Consider the following 17131-nt stretch of genomic DNA (forward strand, 5'->3'; position numbering starts at 1 on the left):
CTGCCAGGGCGAGGTCGGCTCCGCCTGCGCCATGGCCGCGGCCGGCCTGGCGGAAGTCCTCGGGGCCTCCCCGGAACAGGTCGAGAACGCCGCCGAGATCGGCCTGGAACACAACCTCGGGCTGACCTGCGACCCGGTCGGCGGGCTGGTCCAGGTGCCCTGCATCGAACGCAACGCCATCGCCGCGGTGAAAGCCATCAACGCCGCACAGATGGCCCTGCGCGGCGACGGCCAGCACTTCATCAGCCTCGACCAGGTGATCCGCACCATGCGCGACACCGGCGCCGACATGCACGACAAGTACAAGGAAACCTCGCGCGGCGGCCTGGCCGTCAGCAGCATCGAATGTTGAGGGCAACGGCATGAGCGCATACGAACCCGGCATGCCCCGCACGGCCTGCGTGCAGTATCTGTTGCAGGACGGCTTCGACCTGTTCGCCCTGGCCCTGGCCATGGACCCGCTGCGCCAGGCGAACCGCCTGGCCGGCAACAACGCCTTCAGCCTGAAGCTGCTCAGCGTGGACGGTGCGCCGGTCAGGTCCAGCCTTGGCATCAGCGTGAATGCGGACGCGGCGCTGAAGTCCTGCGCGCCGGCGGACCTGCTGATCATCTGCAACCGCAGCGGCTGCTGGCCGGGGCGCGATTCGGACAGCAGCGATACCCGCGAAGCCCTGCTGGCGCTGATCGGCCGGCACCAGGGGCTGGCCCTGGCCGATGCGCTACGCGCCATCCTCGACCTCACCCGGCCACGGGACGAGGCGCCACCCGCCGAGCCGCCCCACCCGGGCCTGCAGCGCGCCATCGCGCTGATGCGCACGCACCTGGCGCAGCCCATCGAGTTGCCACGGCTGGCCGCGGACCTGGGCCTTTCCCGGCGCCAGGTCGAGCGACTGTTCCAGCGCTATCTGCACTGCACCCCGGCGCGCTACTACCAGCGCCTGCGCCTGGCCCATGCGCGCCAGTTGCTGCGGCACAGCCCCCGGCCGCTGGCGGACGTGGCGAGCGCCTGCGGGTTCCCCTGCCGGCGGCATTTCGCCCGCTGCTACCGCGAGCATTTCGGCCGGCCGCCGCAGCAGGAACGGCAGCAGGCTCTGGAGCAATCGACAGCGCTGCACTGACGGCGACAAGCGTTTTTCCACAGGCCCGGGCGTGTTGGCAGCACGCTCCGGGCCTTTTTTCTGCGGCGGCGCCAATACCCGCGGAGCTGTCTCGGATCGGTCCCGCGGGCGCCCGCGGGCAGTCGAGCGGATACGTCCAACTAGGGGTCGGATTCGTGCAAAAGAGCGCACCGGGGTTCTGCTGCAATGCCATCCAACGACCCGCCAGATCGGCGCGTCGACTGACGACAAGCAACGAGGACGTACGCCATGCAAATGCCCCAGACGATCCGGATCCGCAATGGCCAGAAGGTCCGTCCGACCTTCTCCGAGCAGGAATATGCCAACCGCCAGGCCAAGCTGCGCGCACACATGGCCGCGGCGAACATCGACGCCGCGGTCTTCACCTCCTACCACAACATCAACTACTACTCCGACTTCCTCTACTGCTCCTTCGGCCGTCCCTACGCCCTGGTGGTCACCCAGGACACGGCAGTGACCATCAGCGCCAACATCGACGGTGGCCAGCCCTGGCGCCGCACCCAGGGCAGCGACAACATCGTCTATACCGACTGGCAGCGTGACAATTACTTCGTCGCCATCCAGCAGGCATTGCCCAAGGCCGGCCGCATCGGCATCGAATTCGATCACCTGAACCTGCAGAACCGCGACAAGCTCGCCGCGCGTTATCCCGGCGCCGAACTGGTCGATATCGCCGCGTCCTGCATGCGCATGCGCATGATCAAGTCCGCCGAAGAACACGCCATGATCCGCCACGGGGCGCAGGTCGCCGACATCGGCGGCGCCGCGGTGGTCGAAGCGCTGCACGACCAGGTGCCGGAATACGAGGTCGCCCTGCACGCCACCCAGGCGATGGTCCGCGAGATCGCCAAGCGCTTCCCCGACGGAGAGCTGATGGACACCTGGACCTGGTTCCAGTCCGGCATCAACACCGATGGCGCGCACAACCCGGTGACCTCGCGGCGGGTCAACAAGGGCGACATCCTCAGCCTGAACTGCTTCCCGATGATCGCCGGCTACTACACCGCGCTGGAACGCACCCTGTTCCTCGACCACTGCTCCGACGAGCACCTGCGCCTGTGGCAGGTCAACGTGGCGGTGCACGAGGCCGGCTTGAAGCTGATCAAGCCGGGCATGCGTTGCAGCGATATCGCCCGCGAGCTGAACGAAATCTTCCTCGCGCATGACCTGCTGCAATACCGCACCTTCGGCTACGGCCACTCCTTCGGCACCCTCAGCCACTACTACGGGCGCGAGGCCGGGCTGGAACTGCGCGAAGACATCGATACGGTGCTGGAGCCGGGCATGGTGGTTTCCATGGAGCCGATGATCATGCTCCCGGAAGGCCTGCCGGGCGCCGGTGGCTACCGCGAGCACGACATCCTCATCGTGACCGAGCAGGGCGCGGAGAACATCACCCGGTTCCCCTATGGCCCGGAGCGCAACATCATCCGCAAGTGACCCCGACAGCCGCGCGGCGCCAAGGCACCGCGCGGTTCTCTTCCCCCCAGCCACCGCCCGACGCGGTGCACGCCCGAATAACAAGAACGCTGCGCCCCGGCTGTAGCCGCGCACACATTGACTACCCGCTGCCGAACTTCCATTTCGATAACAACACAGAGGTATGGGCAATGGTCACTTTCTCTCCGGGCGCCTACGCGGCCCCCGAATTCCAAGGCATCCGTCACTCCACCGGCCGGCAAGCCCTCCACCCAGCGCTGATGACACGGGCCGCGATGCTAGGCGAGCGAGAAACCGCGCATCGACCGATGCTGGACTGACGCCGGCGAGGGCCATGGGCATGGGGTCGGTCACTGGAATCCTGCCAACTTCGGGTCGGATTCAGACAAAAGCCTTGCAGCCGCTTTTGCTGCAATGGTTACCAACAGAAGACCGTCTCCGCGCCACAGAGCGCTCCACCAGGGCTCCGCGCCCCGGCGGAAATCAAAGCTGATTCGAGTTCATCCATTCCTTTGCCTGTCATGCCGGAACCCTGGCGGACGCGTTGTGCGCGCCAGGAGCGAACAGACAACGACGAGCCAGGCCAGGAAGAACGGCAAGCCCTTTGCTCACCGCAGGAGACAGAACGATGAAAAACCGTATCGACCTTACACGCCGCAATTTTCTGATCACCACCGGGGTGCTGGCCGGCAGCGCCGCCCTTTCCAGCCTGTTGCCCATGCGCGGCGCCGCCGCAGCCGAGAAGGAGCTGGTGATCCTCGCCTGGGCCGGCCACGCCGAACCGGACATCGTCGCCGACTTCGAGCGCCAGTACGGTGTCAAGGTACGCGCCAAGTACTACACCGGCGGCGACAACATGCTCGGGCTGATCTCGCAGTCCCCGCCCGGCACCTTCGACCTGATCCTGTCCGACGCCGAATACGTGCAGCAGCTCAAGGCCGCCAACTACATCGAGCGCCTCGACCCGGCCGATTACCCGTTCGACGACTACTTCCCGGAGTTCCAGCATTTCCCCGGGCATTGGGACGGCAACGATCTGTACTCGGTGCTGATCCGCTTCGGCTTCCTCGGCATCGCCTTCAACAGCCAGTTGATTCCCGAATCCAAGGTGCGCAGCTACGGCCTGTTCTGGGACGAGAGCCTCAAGGGCAAGGTCGGCCACTTCGACTGGCATTTGCCGAACCTCGGCCAGATCAGCCTGTACAACGGTAACAAGCACCCCTATAGCATCGACGCGGCGCAGTGGGCCGGCGTGCAGAAGAAGCTGATGAGCCTGCGCCCGCAGATCGGCGGTTTCTTCGACTATGGCGGCACCTTCTCGTCGCTGAAGAACGGCCAGATCCACGCCATGTGCGGTATCGGCGACTGGATCACCGGCGTGCTGCAACGCGCCGGGGCGCCGGTGAAAACGGTGATTCCGGAAGAGGGCGGCCTGCAGTGGAGCGAGTCCTATTGCATTGCCAGGAACGCGCGCAGCCCGGAGCTGGCGAAGAAGTTCATCCAGTACATCACCTCGCCGGAAGGCCAGGTCAAGTCCGCGAAGATGCTCGCCTACCCGGCGCTGATCCCCAACCAGCGCGGCTGGGCGCTGCTCAACCAGACCGATCCGGCCGAGGCGAAACGCCAGGGCATGCTGCTGGGCCAGCGCAACGTGATGGACGACATCCGCGAAGGACGCATCCAGTACCGCCAGCTCCCCGTGCAGCAGAGCCTGGAGGAGTGGAACGACTTCTGGTCGGAATACAAGGGCGCTTGACCCAGGCGGCGAGGTGATCGCGATGACTTCCTTACGTAACTCTCCGTTACCCGGCACGCCATTGGTCAACGAACCTGGCACCGAGAAGCAGCGGGGCTCCCGAACGGCCGGCCACTTCCCCTGGTATGGCCTGGGCTTCTCGCTGCCGATGCTGGTCTGGCAACTGGCCTTCTTCGTCTTTCCGCTGGCGTTCCTGGTCACCATCAGCTTCTGGGTGGTGCGCAACTTCCGCATGGTGCCGGCGTTCGAGTGGCAGAACTGGCACTACATCCTCAGCCGCGGCTTCTTCTGGGAAGCCTACGCGCACACCCTCGGCATGGCGGCGGGGGCCGCCCTGCTGGTCAGCCTGGTGGCGTTCCCCTGTGCCTATGCCATCGCCTTCAAGTTCCGCGCCTCGGCCAGGCAACTGATGATGCTGTTGCTGATCACCCCGTTCTTCACCAGCTACCTGGTGCGCACCTACTCCTGGCAAGTGTTCCTCAGCGACAACGGCATCCTCAATGCCCTGCTCGGCCAGGTGGGCATCGGCGCCCTGCCGATGCTGAACAGTGCGTTCGGCACCTACGTCGGCTACTTCACGCTGTGCCTGCCGTTGGTGGTGCTGCTGCAACTGCTCAGCCTGATGTACATCGATCGCTCGCTGGTGGAGGCGGCGCACAACCTCGGCTGTGGCCGCCTGCGCACGGTGTTGCAGGTGGTGGTGCCGGCGGCCCGCATCGGTATCGTGGTCGGCGCGCTGTTCTGCTTCATCCTCAGCTTCGGTGACTTCGTCAGTCCGCTGTACCTGGGCGGAGGCCAGCCACCGACCCTCAGCACCCTGATCGCCGACACCACCAAGTCTGGCCAGCAATGGCCGCGCGCCGCCGTGATCGCCACGATGATGATCGTGACCCTGTTGCTGGTGGCCCTGGGCGCGGTGCGTTTCGCCTACCGGAGACGCGCATGAACGAGCATCGCTTGATCAACCTGCTGCTGCGCAGCTATGTGGGGCTGCTGTTCCTCTTCATCTTCCTGCCGATCGTCGGCAGCGTGGTGTTCTCCTTCAACGCAGACCGCTTCCCGTCGCTGCCGCTGGGCGGATTCAGCCTGCACTGGTACCAGAGCATCGCGGCCGACCCGGCCGTCTGGCAGGCCTTCCGCAATAGCCTGAAGGTCGGCCTGGTAGTGTCGCTGGTGTCCACCGTCCTCGGCTTCACCGCGGCCTATACCGACTTCCGCTACCACTTCCTCGGCAAGCCGGTGTACATGGCCCTGGCCCTGCTGCCGCCGACCATTCCGGTGGTGATCATGGGCCTGGCGATGCTGGCGTTCCTCTCGCGCATCGGCCTGTCCGGCGAAATCCATGCGGTGATGATCAGCCACATCGTGATGTGCGCGCCCTTCGCCATGGCGGTCACCCGCATGCGCCTGGCACAGATGGACCCGACCCTCGAAGCGGCGGCCTGGAACCTCGGCGCCAGCCAGTGGAAGGCCATGCGCCATGTGATCCTGCCGTTCGCCGCGCCGAGCATCCTCGCCGCGCTGTTCGTGACCATGGCGGTGTCCTTCGACGAGTTCGCCGTGGCCTGGTTCGTCTCCGGGCTCAACGAGACGGTGCCGGTGCGCATCCTCAACACCCTGCAGGGCCAGGTGAGCCCGACCATCAACGCCATCGGCACCCTGGTGTTCGCCACCACCATCGCCCTGGTGCTGCTCGCCCAACTGCTGCTGACGCGCCGGCGGAAGACGGCATGAAGCATCCCGACAACCACTCGAAGCGCAGGTAAAACGCCATGACTCAACCGCTGGTCGTATTCGATAACGTGGTCAAGCACTTTGGTGAGTTCGTCGCCGTCGAGCGCATGAACCTGAATATCAACAAGGGCGAGTTCGTCGCCATCATGGGCTCCAGCGGCTGTGGCAAGACCACCACGCTGCGCATGCTGGCCGGACTGGAGAAGCCCAGCGAGGGCGAAATCCGCCTGAACGGCGAGCGGATCAACGATCTGCATTCCTGGGAGCGCGACACGCCCCTGGTCTGGCAGAACCTGGCGCTGTTCCCCTTTCTCAACGTGGTCGAGAACGTCGAGTTCGGCCTGAAGATGCGCGGCATGGCCAAGGCCGAGCGGCGCCAGAAGGCTTTGCACTGGCTGGAGCGGCTGGGCCTGAGCGAGTTCGCCACGCGCGATATCAGCCAGCTGTCCGGTGGCCAGCGGCAGCGCGTGGCGCTGGCCCGTTCGCTGGTCACCGAACCGCCGATCCTCCTGCTCGACGAACCGCTGAGCGCCCTCGACGCGCACCTCAGCGTCCGCATGCAGGGTGTGCTGACCGGGCTGCAGAAGGACCTGGGCATCACCTTCGTCTACGTGACCCACAGCCAGTCCGAGGCCTTCGCCATGGCCGACCGCGTAGTGATCATGAGCCGCGGCCGGGTCGAGCAGGTCGGCACACCGCAGGAGGTGTTCCGCGAACCGCGCAATCGCTTCGTCGCCGAGTTCATCGGCGGCAAGAACATCCTCGCCGGCAGCGTCGCCGGGTTCGATGAGAGCGGCCTGGTGCGCATCCACTCGGAGCACGGCGCCTTCCTCGCGCGGCCGCCCATGGAACGCACGCTGACGCGTGGCGAGCAGGTCAGTGTCTGCCTGGGCGCCGAGCACGTCCAACTCGGCCTGCGTCCCGAACTGCCCAATCGCCTGGAATGCCGGGTGGTCGGCGAGGAGTTCATCGGTTCGATGGTCAACGTCCACCTGGAGTCCGCCAGCGGGCTCGAATTGCAAGTACAGAAACCGCACGCCGAATACGACTGCCTGGCCCTGCAGGGCGGGCAGAAAGTCTTCGCCGCCTGGGACAGCGCGAATGCGCTGGTCCTGCGTGGCGAGTGATCGACGGCCCGACGACGGCCGCGCCGAAACCGTGGAGAAGTATCGATGAGCAAGAGCGTTTTCGTAGGCGAGCTGACCTGGAAAGAGTACGAAGCCAGGGTCGCTCAGGGGAACTGCGTGATGATGCTGCCGGTGGGTGCGCTCGAGCAGCACGGCCATCACATGTGCATGAACGTCGACGTGCTGCTGCCCACGGCGGTCTGCCAACGGGTTGCCGAGCGGATCGGCGCGCTGGTGCTGCCGGGCCTGCAGTACGGCTACAAGTCGCAGCAGAAATCCGGCGGTGGCAATCACTTCCCGGGCACCACCAGCCTGGACGGCGCCACGCTGACCGGCACCGTGCAGGACATCATCCGTGAGCTGGCACGCCACGGCGCCCGCAAACTGGTACTGATGAACGGTCATTACGAGAACTCGATGTTCATCGTCGAGGGCATCGACCTGGGCCTGCGCGAACTGCGCTACGCCGGCATCCATGACTTCCGCGTGGTGGTGCTGTCCTACTGGGACTTCATCAACGACCCGGCGGTGATCGCGCAGCTCTACCCGGACGGTTTCCTCGGCTGGGACATCGAGCACGGCGGGGTCTTCGAGACCTCACTGATGCTCGCGCTCTATCCACAGCTGGTGGACATGGACAAGGTGGTCGACCACCCGCCGGCCAAGTTCCCGCCCTATGACGTGTTTCCCGTCATCGCCGAACGCACGCCGGCGTGCGGCACGCTGTCCTCGGCCAAGGATGCCAGCCGCGAGAAGGGCGAACTGATCCTCCAGGTCTGCACCGAAGGCATCGCCGCCGCGATCCAGGAGGCGTTCTCGCCGCAGTCCTGAACGCGCAGCAGCGCTCCCCCTAGGCACACCCACTCCAACAAGAATCAAGGGTATCCGTCATGTCCACGCCTCTCCCATCCAACCAGGGCGGCCCGGCCCTGGCCACCGAACTGAAGCAACGCCACGTCACCATGCTGTCCATCGCCGGCGCCATCGGTGCCGGCCTGTTCGTCGGTTCCGGCCACGCCATCGCCTCCGCCGGGCCCGCCGCCCTGCTCGCCTACATCATTTCCGGCACGCTGGTGGTGCTGGTCATGCGCATGCTCGGCGAGATGGCCGTCGCCTCGCCGGACACCGGCTCCTTCTCCACCTACGCCGAACGCGCCATCGGCCGCTGGGCGGGCTTCTCCATCGGCTGGCTGTACTGGTGGTTCTGGGTCCTGGTGATTCCGCTGGAGGCCGTCGCCGCGGCGGCCATCCTCAACGCCTGGTTCCCGGCCGTGGCCACCTGGCAGTTCGCCCTGGCGGTGACCGCGCTGCTCACCGCCACCAACCTGTTCAGCGTGGCGCGCTACGGCGAGTTCGAGTTCTGGTTCGCCTTGCTCAAGGTCATCGCGGTGGTCGGCTTCATCATCCTCGGCGTCTTCGCCCTCACCGGCGGCCTGCCCGGCCATGAGGTCAGCGGCGTGCTGCGCCTCACCCGCGAGCACGGCGGTTTCATGCCCAACGGCTTCAGCGCGGTGCTCGGTGCGCTGCTGACCACGGTGTTCAGCTTCATGGGCACGGAGATCGTCACCATCGCCGCGGCCGAGTCGAAGAATCCGGCGCGGCAGATCACCCGGGCGACCAACTCGGTGGTCTGGCGCATGGGCATCTTCTACATCGTCTCGATCTTCCTGATCGTCTCCATCGTGCCGTGGAACGATCCGCTGCTCGCCGAGGTGGGCTCCTACCAGCGTGCGCTGGAGATCATGAACATCCCCGGCGCCAAACTGATCGTCGACTGCGTGGTGCTGGTCGCCGTCGCCAGTTGTCTGAACTCGGCGATCTACACCGCGTCGCGCATGGTCTTCTCGCTGAGCAAGCGCGGCGACGGCCCGCACTTCCTGCAGAAGACGTCCGGCAAGGCGGTGCCCTATGCCGCGGTAATGGCCAGCACGGCGGTGGGTTTCCTCACCACGGTCATCAACTACTTCGCCCCGGAGAAGGTCTTCGCCTTCCTGCTCGCCAGCTCCGGCGCCGTGGCGCTGCTGGTGTACCTGGTGATCGCGGTGTCGCAATTGCTGCTGCGGCGCAAACTGAGCGGCTCGGGCAAGGCCCTGGAGTTTCGCATGTGGCTGTACCCGTGGCTGACCTGGCTGGTGATCCTGTTCATCGTCAGCGTTCTCGCCATCATGCTGGCCCTGCCCGAGCACCGCGCGGAAGTGCTGGCCACCGGCATGCTGAGCATCGTCATCGTCTGCCTGGGCCTGCTCGACAGCCGCAAGGGGCGGGCGCCGCGCGCATCCCGCGAGCTGGCCAGGGTCGATTTCCAGTGAGGTATTGAACTCGCCAGTTTCGCTCGCCGTGAATGCCGCCCTCCCCCAGGACGGCATTTTCGCTCAGGCGCCTGCCCGGTGGCGGCAGGCGCCGTGCGTCAGGCGCTCTGGCAGCGCAACGGGCTCTGCTTGCGCTCGCCACGCGGCGAACAGCCGAAGAAACGGCTGTAGCACTTGGAGAAGTGCGCCGGCGAAGCGAAACCACAGGACAGGGCGATCTCGCGGATCTGCGCCTCGCTGCGCAGCAAGAGGTCGCGCGCGCGATTCAGGCGCAGCTCCAGGTAGTACTGGCTGGGCGTGCGTTGCAGGTACTTGTGGAACAGCCGTTCCAACTGGCGCACCGACACCTCGTTGAGCTGGGCCAGCTCATCCAGCTCCAGCGGTTCCTCGATGTTGGCCTCCATGATCGCGACCACCTGGCTGAGCTTGGGCTGGGCGCTGCCGAGCTTCTGCCGCAGGGGGATGCGCTGCTGTTCGCGCGAGCCGCGCATGCGGTCGCAGAGCAGCAGTTCGGCGGCGCGGGTGGCGATCTCCACGCCATTGGCTTCACGGGCGATCAGTTGCAGGGTCATGTCCATGGCCGCGGTGCCGCCCGAGCAGGTGTAGCGGTCACGGTCGAGTTCGTACAACTGATTGGAAATGACGATGCCGGGGAAGCGCTCCTTGAGCTGGTCGAGGTCTTCCCAGTGGATGGTGCAGCGGTAGTCCTTGAGCAGTCCGGCGCTGGCCAGCAGATGGCTGCCGGTGCAGATGCCGCCCAACGGCACGCCCTGGCGCGCCAGCTTGCGCAGCCAGTCGAGCAGGTGCCGGTCGGGTTTCGTCGGAATCGGGTTGGAACCAACGACGAAAAGCGCGTCCAGACGCGGTGCGTCGTCGATGCTGTGGTCGGGCATCACGCGCATGCCGTTGCTGGCACGCACCGCTTCGAGGTCGGCGGCGATCTGCAGGGTCCGGTATAGCGGGCGGCGCGCGGCCAGGTTGGCCATGCGCAGGGTTTCCACCGCGGAAGCGAAGCCGATGGTGGTGAAATTGGGGATCAGCAGGAAGCCGAAGGTCTTCGTGCCGGTAGCGGGAACAACGTCGGGCTGGCGTTCTCGGTCAAGAACATGGGCAGCGCTTGCCATCTGCAATACCTCCACTGCACGGACTGTCGAAACGGGAACTCTCGGGAGAGCGGTGAGGGCGGTCAGGACAGCTCGCTATTTCTTGTTGTTTTGCGACTTCTTGTTCTTCAGCGACATGCGCGATCGATGTCGGCGCCTAGCTTACACCGATCGGCCCGGGGCGGAAGGCCCCGCTCGGGCGCGGCGCCACCCGCTGTCGGCCGACGACGGACCAGCGGCAGCGCAGACGGGTCAGTTTGGGCATTTTGACGTCGCAAACAGGCAAATGAAGGTCATGGCTATTGAGCACAATCGATCGCAACTGGCTCATACCGACCGGTCCTGGCGCCCCCGCCCGGCTCTCGCGTAATGCCCTCCGGCGCGCCGGGAAGCGTCCGCAGGCGCAGCCGCTACCGGCCAGGGAGCCTCCACCCACAGGCGACACCGGGTTGTCGCACGGAGATCCACGATGTTCAGCAAGCACGACCAGATCCAGGGTTATGACGACGAGCTGTTCGCAGCGATGGCCGCCGAAGAGGCGCGCCAGGAAGACCACCTCGAACTGATCGCTTCGGAGAACTACACCAGCAAGCGGGTCATGCAGGCGCAAGGCAGCGGGCTGACCAACAAGTACGCCGAAGGTTATCCGGGCAAGCGCTACTACGGCGGCTGCGAGCATGTGGATAAAGTCGAGCAACTGGCCATCGACCGCGCCAAGCAACTGTTCGGCGCCGACTACGCCAACGTCCAGCCGCACTCCGGCTCTTCGGCCAACGCCGCGGTCTACCTGGCCCTGCTGAATGCCGGCGACACCCTTCTCGGCATGAGCCTGGCCCACGGCGGCCACCTGACCCACGGCGCCAAGGTGTCGTCCTCCGGCAAGCTGTACAACGCCGTGCAGTACGGCCTGGACCCCGCCACCGGGCTGATCGACTACGACGAGGTCGAGCGCCTGGCCGTCGAGCACAAGCCGAAGATGATCGTCGCCGGCTTCTCCGCCTACTCGAAGACCCTCGACTTCCCGCGTTTCCGCGCCATCGCCGACAAGGTCGGGGCGCTGCTGTTCGTCGACATGGCCCACGTCGCCGGCCTGGTCGCCGCCGGCCTCTACCCGAACCCGCTGCCCTACGCCGACGTGGTCACCACCACCACCCACAAGACCCTGCGCGGTCCGCGCGGCGGCCTGATCCTGGCGCGCAGCAACGAAGAGATCGAGAAGAAGCTCAACTCGGCGGTCTTCCCCGGCGCCCAGGGCGGCCCGCTGATGCACGTCATCGCGGCCAAGGCGGTGTGCTTCAAGGAAGCCCTGGAGCCTGGCTTCAAGGACTACCAGGCACAGGTGATCAAGAACGCCAAGGTGATGGCCGAGGTGTTCATCGAGCGCGGCTATGACGTGGTGTCCGGCGGCACCGACAACCACCTGATGCTGATCAGCCTGGTCAAGCAGGGCCTGACCGGCAAGGAAGCCGACGCCGCTCTCGGCCGCGTCGGCATCACGGTGAACAAGAACGCCGTGCCGAACGACCCGCAGAGCCCGTTCGTCACTTCCGGCATCCGCATCGGCACCCCGGCCATCACCACCCGTGGCCTGAAGGAAGCCCAGTGCCGCGAGCTGGCCGGCTGGATCAGCGACGTACTCGACCACCTCGGCGACGCCGACGTGGAAGCCAAGGTAGCCACCCAGGTCGCCGGCCTCTGTGCCGACTATCCGGTCTATCGTTGAGTTTCACCGCCTCCTTCGGGAGGCGGCGCCCCAAGGGCAGGTGAGGAACAGCGCGGTCCCGACCTCAGCGCCGCGCCCCTCGCCCCGGCCCTCTCCCAGTGGGAGAGGGAGCAGCACATCAGGAGCATCCACATGCAACGCTATTCCGGCTTCGGCCTGTTCAAGCATTCACTGAGCCACCACGAGAACTGGCAGCGCATGTGGCGCACGCCGACGCCCAAGCCGGTCTATGACGTGGTCATCGTCGGCGGCGGCGGGCACGGCCTGGCGACCGCCTACTACCTGGCCAAGGAACACGGCATCCGCAACGTCGCGGTGATCGAGAAGGGCTGGCTGGGCGGCGGCAACACCGCGCGCAACACCACCATCGTCCGCTCCAACTACCTGTGGGACGAGGCGGCGCACCTCTACGAGCACGCCATGAAGCTGTGGGAAGGCCTGTCGCAGGACCTCAACTACAACGTGATGTTCTCCCAGCGCGGCGTCTACAACCTCTGCCACACCTTGCAAGACATGCGCGACGGCGAACGCCGGGTGAGCGCCAACCGCCTCAACGGTGTCGATGGCGAACTGCTCGACGCCAAGCAGGTGGCCGAGGAAATCCCCTACCTGAATTGCACCAAGAGCGCGCGCTACCCGGTCATGGGCTCCACCGTCCAGCGCCGTGGCGGCGTCGCCCGTCACGATGCCGTGGCCTGGGGCTTCGCCCGCGCGGCCGACGCCCTGGGCGTGGACCTGATCCAGCAGACCGAAGTGATCGGCTTCCGCAAGCAGGATGGCGCGGTGATCGGCGTCGAGACCAACCGTGGCTTCATCGGCGCCAAGCGCGTCGGCGTGGTCACCGCCGGCAACTCCGGGCACATGGCCAAGCTCGCCGGCTTCCGCCTGCCGCTGGAATCCCACCCGCTGCAGGCCCTGGTGTCCGAACCGCTGAAACCGATCATCGACAGCGTGATCATGTCCAACGCCGTGCACGGCTACATCAGCCAGTCGGACAAGGGCGACCTGGTCATCGGCGCCGGCATCGACGGCTTCAACGGCTATGGCCAGCGCGGTTCCTACCCGGTGATCGAACACACCCTGCAGGCCATCGTCGAAATGTTCCCGGTGCTCTCGCGGGTGCGCATGAACCGCCAGTGGGGCGGCATCGTCGACACCACCCCGGACGCCTGCCCGATCATTTCCAAGACCCCGGTGAAGAACCTGTTCTTCAACTGCGGCTGGGGCACCGGCGGCTTCAAGGCCACCCCCGGCTCGGGCAACGTCTTCGCCGCGACCCTCGCCACCGGCGAGCCGCATCCGCTGGCGGCGCCCTTCTCCATCGACCGCTTCTACAGCGGCGCACTGATCGACGAGCACGGCGCTGCCGCCGTCGCGCACTAAGAGGGCTTACACCATGTTGCACATCTTCTGCCCCCATTGCGGCGAGCTGCGTTCCGAAGAGGAATTCCACGCCAAGGGCCAGGCGCACATCCCGCGCCCGCTCGATCCCGGCGCCTGCACCGACGAGGAGTGGGGCGACTACCTGTTCTTCCGCGACAACCCGCGCGGCATCCACCACGAGCTGTGGGTGCACGCCGCCGGCTGCCGCCAGTATTTCAACGTCACCCGCCACACCGTGACCTACGAAATCCTCGAAACCTACAAGATCGGCGAGAAGCCCAGCGTCACCAGCGCCGATAAGAAATCCGCCGTCCAGCCCGCAGTCGAGAAGGCCTGAACATGAGCCAGATCAATCGCCTTTCCCGCGGCGGTCGCATCGACCGCAGCAAGCCGCTGACCTTCACCTTCAACGGCCAGCAATACCAGGGCTTCGCCGGTGACAGCCTGGCCGCCGCCATGCTCGCCAATGGCGTCGACATCGTTGGCCGCAGCTTCAAGTACTCGCGCCCGCGCGGCATCGTCGCCGCCGGTGCCGAAGAGCCCAACGCGATCCTGCAGATCGGCTCCCGCGAAGCCACCCAGGTGCCCAACGTGCGCGCCACCCAGCAGGCCCTCTACCCGGGCCTGGTGGCCAGCAGCACCAACGGCTGGCCGAACGTGCAGAACGACCTCATGGGGATCTTCGGCAAGGTCGGCGGCAAGATGATGCCGCCCGGCTTCTACTACAAGACCTTCATGTACCCGCAGTCGATGTGGCTGACCTACGAGAAGTACATCCGCAAGGCCGCCGGCCTGGGCCGCGCGCCCACCGAGGTCGACCCGGACAGCTACGACTGGATGAACCGCCACTGCGACGTGCTGGTGGTCGGCGCCGGCCCCGCCGGTCTGGCCGCGGCCCTGGCCGCCGCGCGCAGCGGTGCGCGGGTGATCCTCGCCGACGAACAGGAAGAGTTCGGCGGCAGCCTGCTCGACACCCGTGAAACCCTCGACGGCAAGCCCGCCGCCGAATGGGTCAGCGAGGTCCTCGCCGAGCTGGAAAACCTGCCGGAAGTCACCCTGCTGCCGCGCGCCACGGTGAACGGCTACCACGACCACAACTTCCTCACCATCCACGAGCGGCTCACCGACCACCTCGGCGAAACCGCGCCGCTGGGCCAGGTGCGCCACCGCGTGCACCGGGTGCGCGCCAAGCGCGTGGTGCTGGCCACCGGCGCCCATGAGCGGCCGCTGGTGTACGGCAACAACGACCTGCCGGGCAACATGCTCGCCGGCGCGGTATCCACCTACGTGCGCCGCTACGGCGTGGCGCCGGGCAAGAAGCTGGTGCTGTCGACCAACAACGATTACGCCTACCGCGTCGCCCTCGACTGGCAGGAAGCCGGCCTGGAAGTGGTGGCCATCGCCGACGCGCGCAACAACCCGCGCGGCGAGTGGGTCGAGGAAGCCCGCAAGCGCGGCATGCGCGTGATCACCGGCAGCGCGGTGATCGAAGCGCGCGGCAGCAAGCGCGTGACCGGCGCGAAGGTCGCCGCCATCGATCCGATCCGCCTGCGCGTCACCGCTCCCGGCGACTGGCTGGACTGCGACCTGATCGCCAGCTCCGGCGGCTACAGCCCGGTGGTGCACCTGGCTTCGCACCTGGGCGGCAAGCCGGAATGGCGTGACGACATCCTCGCCTTCGTGCCCGGCGAAGGCCTGCAGAAGCGCGTCTGCGCCGGCGCGGTGAACGGCGTGTTCCGCCTCGCCGACAGCCTGCAGGACGGCTACGACGCCGGCACCCAGGCCGCCGAGGAAAGCGGCTTCAAGGCCGTCGCCGGTGTGCTGCCGAAGGCTCCCGAGCGCCAGGAAGAGGCGACCGTCGCGCTGTTCCAGGTGCCCCACGACAAACCCACCTCGCGCGCGCCCAAGCAGTTCGTCGACCCGCAGAACGACGTCACCGCCGCGGCCATCGAACTGGCCTGCCGCGAGGGCTTCGAGTCCATCGAGCACGTCAAGCGCTACACCGCGCTGGGCTTCGGCACCGACCAGGGCAAGCTCGGCAACATCAACGGCCTGGCCATCGCCGCGCGGGCCCAGGGCAAGAGCATCGCCGACACCGGCACCACCATGTTCCGCCCGAACTACACCCCGGTGACCTTCGGCGCCGTCGCCGGCCGTCACTGCGGCCACCTGTTCGAGCCGGTGCGCTTCACCGCCCTGCACGCCTGGCATGTGCAGAACGGCGCCGAGTTCGAGGACGTCGGCCAGTGGAAACGTCCCTGGTACTTCCCCAAGCGTGGCGAAGACATGCACGCCGCCGTGGCCCGCGAATGCCGCGCCGTGCGTGAGTCGGTCGGCCTGCTCGACGCCTCGACCCTGGGCAAGATCGACATCCAGGGCCCGGACGCCCGCGAGTTCCTCAACCGCGTCTACACCAACGCCTGGACCAAGCTCGACGTCGGCAAGGCGCGCTACGGCCTGATGTGCAAGGAAGACGGCATGGTCTTCGACGACGGCGTCACCGCCTGTCTGGCCGACAACCACTTCGTCATGACCACCACCACCGGCGGCGCGGCGCGCGTGCTGGAGTGGCTGGAGCTGTACCACCAGACCGAATGGCCGGACCTCAAGGTGTACTTCACCTCGGTCACCGACCACTACGCGACCCTGACCCTGTCCGGCCCGAACAGCCGCAAGCTGCTCGCCGAGATCACCGACATCGACCTGGACAAGGACGCCTTCCCGTTCATGACCTGGAAGGAAGGCAAGGTCGCCGGCGTACCGGCACGGGTGTTCCGCATCTCCTTCACCGGCGAGCTGTCCTACGAGGTGAACATCCAGGCCAACTACGCCATGGGCGTGCTGGAGGCGATCGTCGAGCACGGCAAGAAGTACAACCTGACCCCGTACGGCACCGAGACCATGCACGTGCTGCGCGCCGAAAAGGGCTTCATCATCGTCGGCCAGGACACCGACGGCTCGGTGACCCCGGATGACCTCAACATGGGTTGGGCGGTGGGCCGGACCAAGCCGTTCTCCTGGATCGGCTGGCGCGGCATGAACCGTTCCGACTGCTTGCGCGAAGACCGCAAGCAGCTGGTCGGCCTGAAGCCCACCAACCCGATGGACGTCCTGCCGGAAGGCGCACAGCTGGTGTTCAACACCCAGCAGGCGATCCCGATGAACATGGTCGGCCACGTCACCTCCAGCTACATGAGCAGCAGCCTCGGCCATGGCTTCGCCCTGGCGGTGGTCAAGGGCGGTCTCAAGCGCATGGGCGAGAAGGTCTACGCGCCCCTGGTCGATGGCCGGGTGATCGAAGCGGAAATCTGCAGCTCGGTGTTCTACGACCCGAAAGGCGAACGGCAGAACGTGGATTGATCCGGCACGGGCTCTCCTGTCCCCAGCCCTCTCCCCGATGGGAGAGGGGCTTCCCGG

14 protein-coding genes are annotated in these 17131 nt (G+C 66.5%); 13 read left to right on the forward strand and 1 reads right to left on the reverse strand.

What is annotated here, in order from left to right:
- The 9 genes from BLQ74_RS23735 to gabP form a co-directional block, all read left to right on the forward strand.
- The coding region (locus tag BLQ74_RS23735) for an L-serine ammonia-lyase, iron-sulfur-dependent, subunit alpha (protein ID WP_212633169.1) at window positions 1-352 on the forward strand (352 nt) is incomplete at its 5' end.
- Window positions 353-362: 10 nt separating this feature from the next.
- Window positions 363-1118: a GlxA family transcriptional regulator gene (locus BLQ74_RS23740; protein ID WP_090267530.1), complete on the forward strand. Its 756-nt coding sequence runs from the start codon at window positions 363-365 to the stop codon at window positions 1116-1118.
- A 249-nt stretch (window positions 1119-1367) separates the two neighbouring features.
- Window positions 1368-2579: a M24 family metallopeptidase gene (locus BLQ74_RS23745; RefSeq protein WP_090267531.1), complete on the forward strand. Its 1212-nt coding sequence runs from the start codon at window positions 1368-1370 to the stop codon at window positions 2577-2579.
- 628 nt (window positions 2580-3207) lie between these two features.
- Window positions 3208-4335 carry a polyamine ABC transporter substrate-binding protein gene (locus BLQ74_RS23750; protein WP_090267533.1) on the forward strand — a complete coding sequence of 376 codons (1128 nt, stop codon included), beginning with the start codon at window positions 3208-3210 and terminating at the stop codon, window positions 4333-4335.
- Window positions 4336-4357: 22 nt separating this feature from the next.
- Complete coding sequence (locus BLQ74_RS23755) at window positions 4358-5281, forward strand: ABC transporter permease (protein WP_090267535.1); 924 nt, start codon at window positions 4358-4360, stop codon at window positions 5279-5281.
- Window positions 5278-6069, forward strand: a complete 792-nt coding sequence (locus tag BLQ74_RS23760) for an ABC transporter permease (protein ID WP_090267537.1) — start codon at window positions 5278-5280, stop codon at window positions 6067-6069. Before BLQ74_RS23755 ends, BLQ74_RS23760 begins: the two co-directional genes overlap by 4 nt.
- Window positions 6070-6107: 38 nt before the next feature.
- Window positions 6108-7196 (forward strand): ABC transporter ATP-binding protein, encoded by a 1089-nt coding sequence (locus BLQ74_RS23765; protein ID WP_090267539.1) that lies wholly within the window; start codon window positions 6108-6110, stop codon window positions 7194-7196.
- A 45-nt stretch (window positions 7197-7241) separates the two neighbouring features.
- Complete coding sequence (locus BLQ74_RS23770) at window positions 7242-8027, forward strand: creatininase (protein ID WP_090267541.1); 786 nt, start codon at window positions 7242-7244, stop codon at window positions 8025-8027.
- A gap of 59 nt (window positions 8028-8086) precedes the next feature.
- Window positions 8087-9505, forward strand: a complete 1419-nt coding sequence (gabP, locus tag BLQ74_RS23775; protein ID WP_090267543.1) for a GABA permease — start codon at window positions 8087-8089, stop codon at window positions 9503-9505.
- Between the two features lie 98 nt (window positions 9506-9603).
- Here the strand turns inward: gabP and BLQ74_RS23780 are convergent, their stop codons facing one another.
- The gene (locus BLQ74_RS23780) at window positions 9604-10629 is read right to left on the reverse strand and encodes a GlxA family transcriptional regulator (protein WP_090267545.1); all 1026 of its coding nucleotides are present in this window, start codon (window positions 10627-10629) and stop codon (window positions 9604-9606) included.
- Between the two features lie 448 nt (window positions 10630-11077).
- On the opposite strand from BLQ74_RS23780, the gene glyA reads away from it, so the two are divergent.
- The 4 genes from glyA (at window position 11078) to BLQ74_RS23800 (ending at window position 17074) form a co-directional block, all read left to right on the forward strand.
- Window positions 11078-12331: a serine hydroxymethyltransferase gene (glyA, locus tag BLQ74_RS23785; protein WP_090267547.1), complete on the forward strand. Its 1254-nt coding sequence runs from the start codon at window positions 11078-11080 to the stop codon at window positions 12329-12331.
- Between the two features lie 132 nt (window positions 12332-12463).
- On the forward strand, window positions 12464-13714 hold the full coding sequence (locus BLQ74_RS23790) for a sarcosine oxidase subunit beta (RefSeq protein ID WP_090267548.1): 1251 nt from the start codon (window positions 12464-12466) through the stop codon (window positions 13712-13714).
- Window positions 13715-13727: 13 nt separating this feature from the next.
- Window positions 13728-14051: a sarcosine oxidase subunit delta gene (locus BLQ74_RS23795; protein WP_090267550.1), complete on the forward strand. Its 324-nt coding sequence runs from the start codon at window positions 13728-13730 to the stop codon at window positions 14049-14051.
- Window positions 14052-14053: 2 nt separating this feature from the next.
- Window positions 14054-17074 (forward strand): sarcosine oxidase subunit alpha, encoded by a 3021-nt coding sequence (locus BLQ74_RS23800; RefSeq protein WP_090267552.1) that lies wholly within the window; start codon window positions 14054-14056, stop codon window positions 17072-17074.
- Window positions 17075-17131: the final 57 nt, after the last annotated feature.

Origin of the sequence: Pseudomonas panipatensis (genome assembly GCF_900099785.1) — a bacterium.
GTDB lineage: Bacteria > Pseudomonadota > Gammaproteobacteria > Pseudomonadales > Pseudomonadaceae > Pseudomonas > Pseudomonas panipatensis.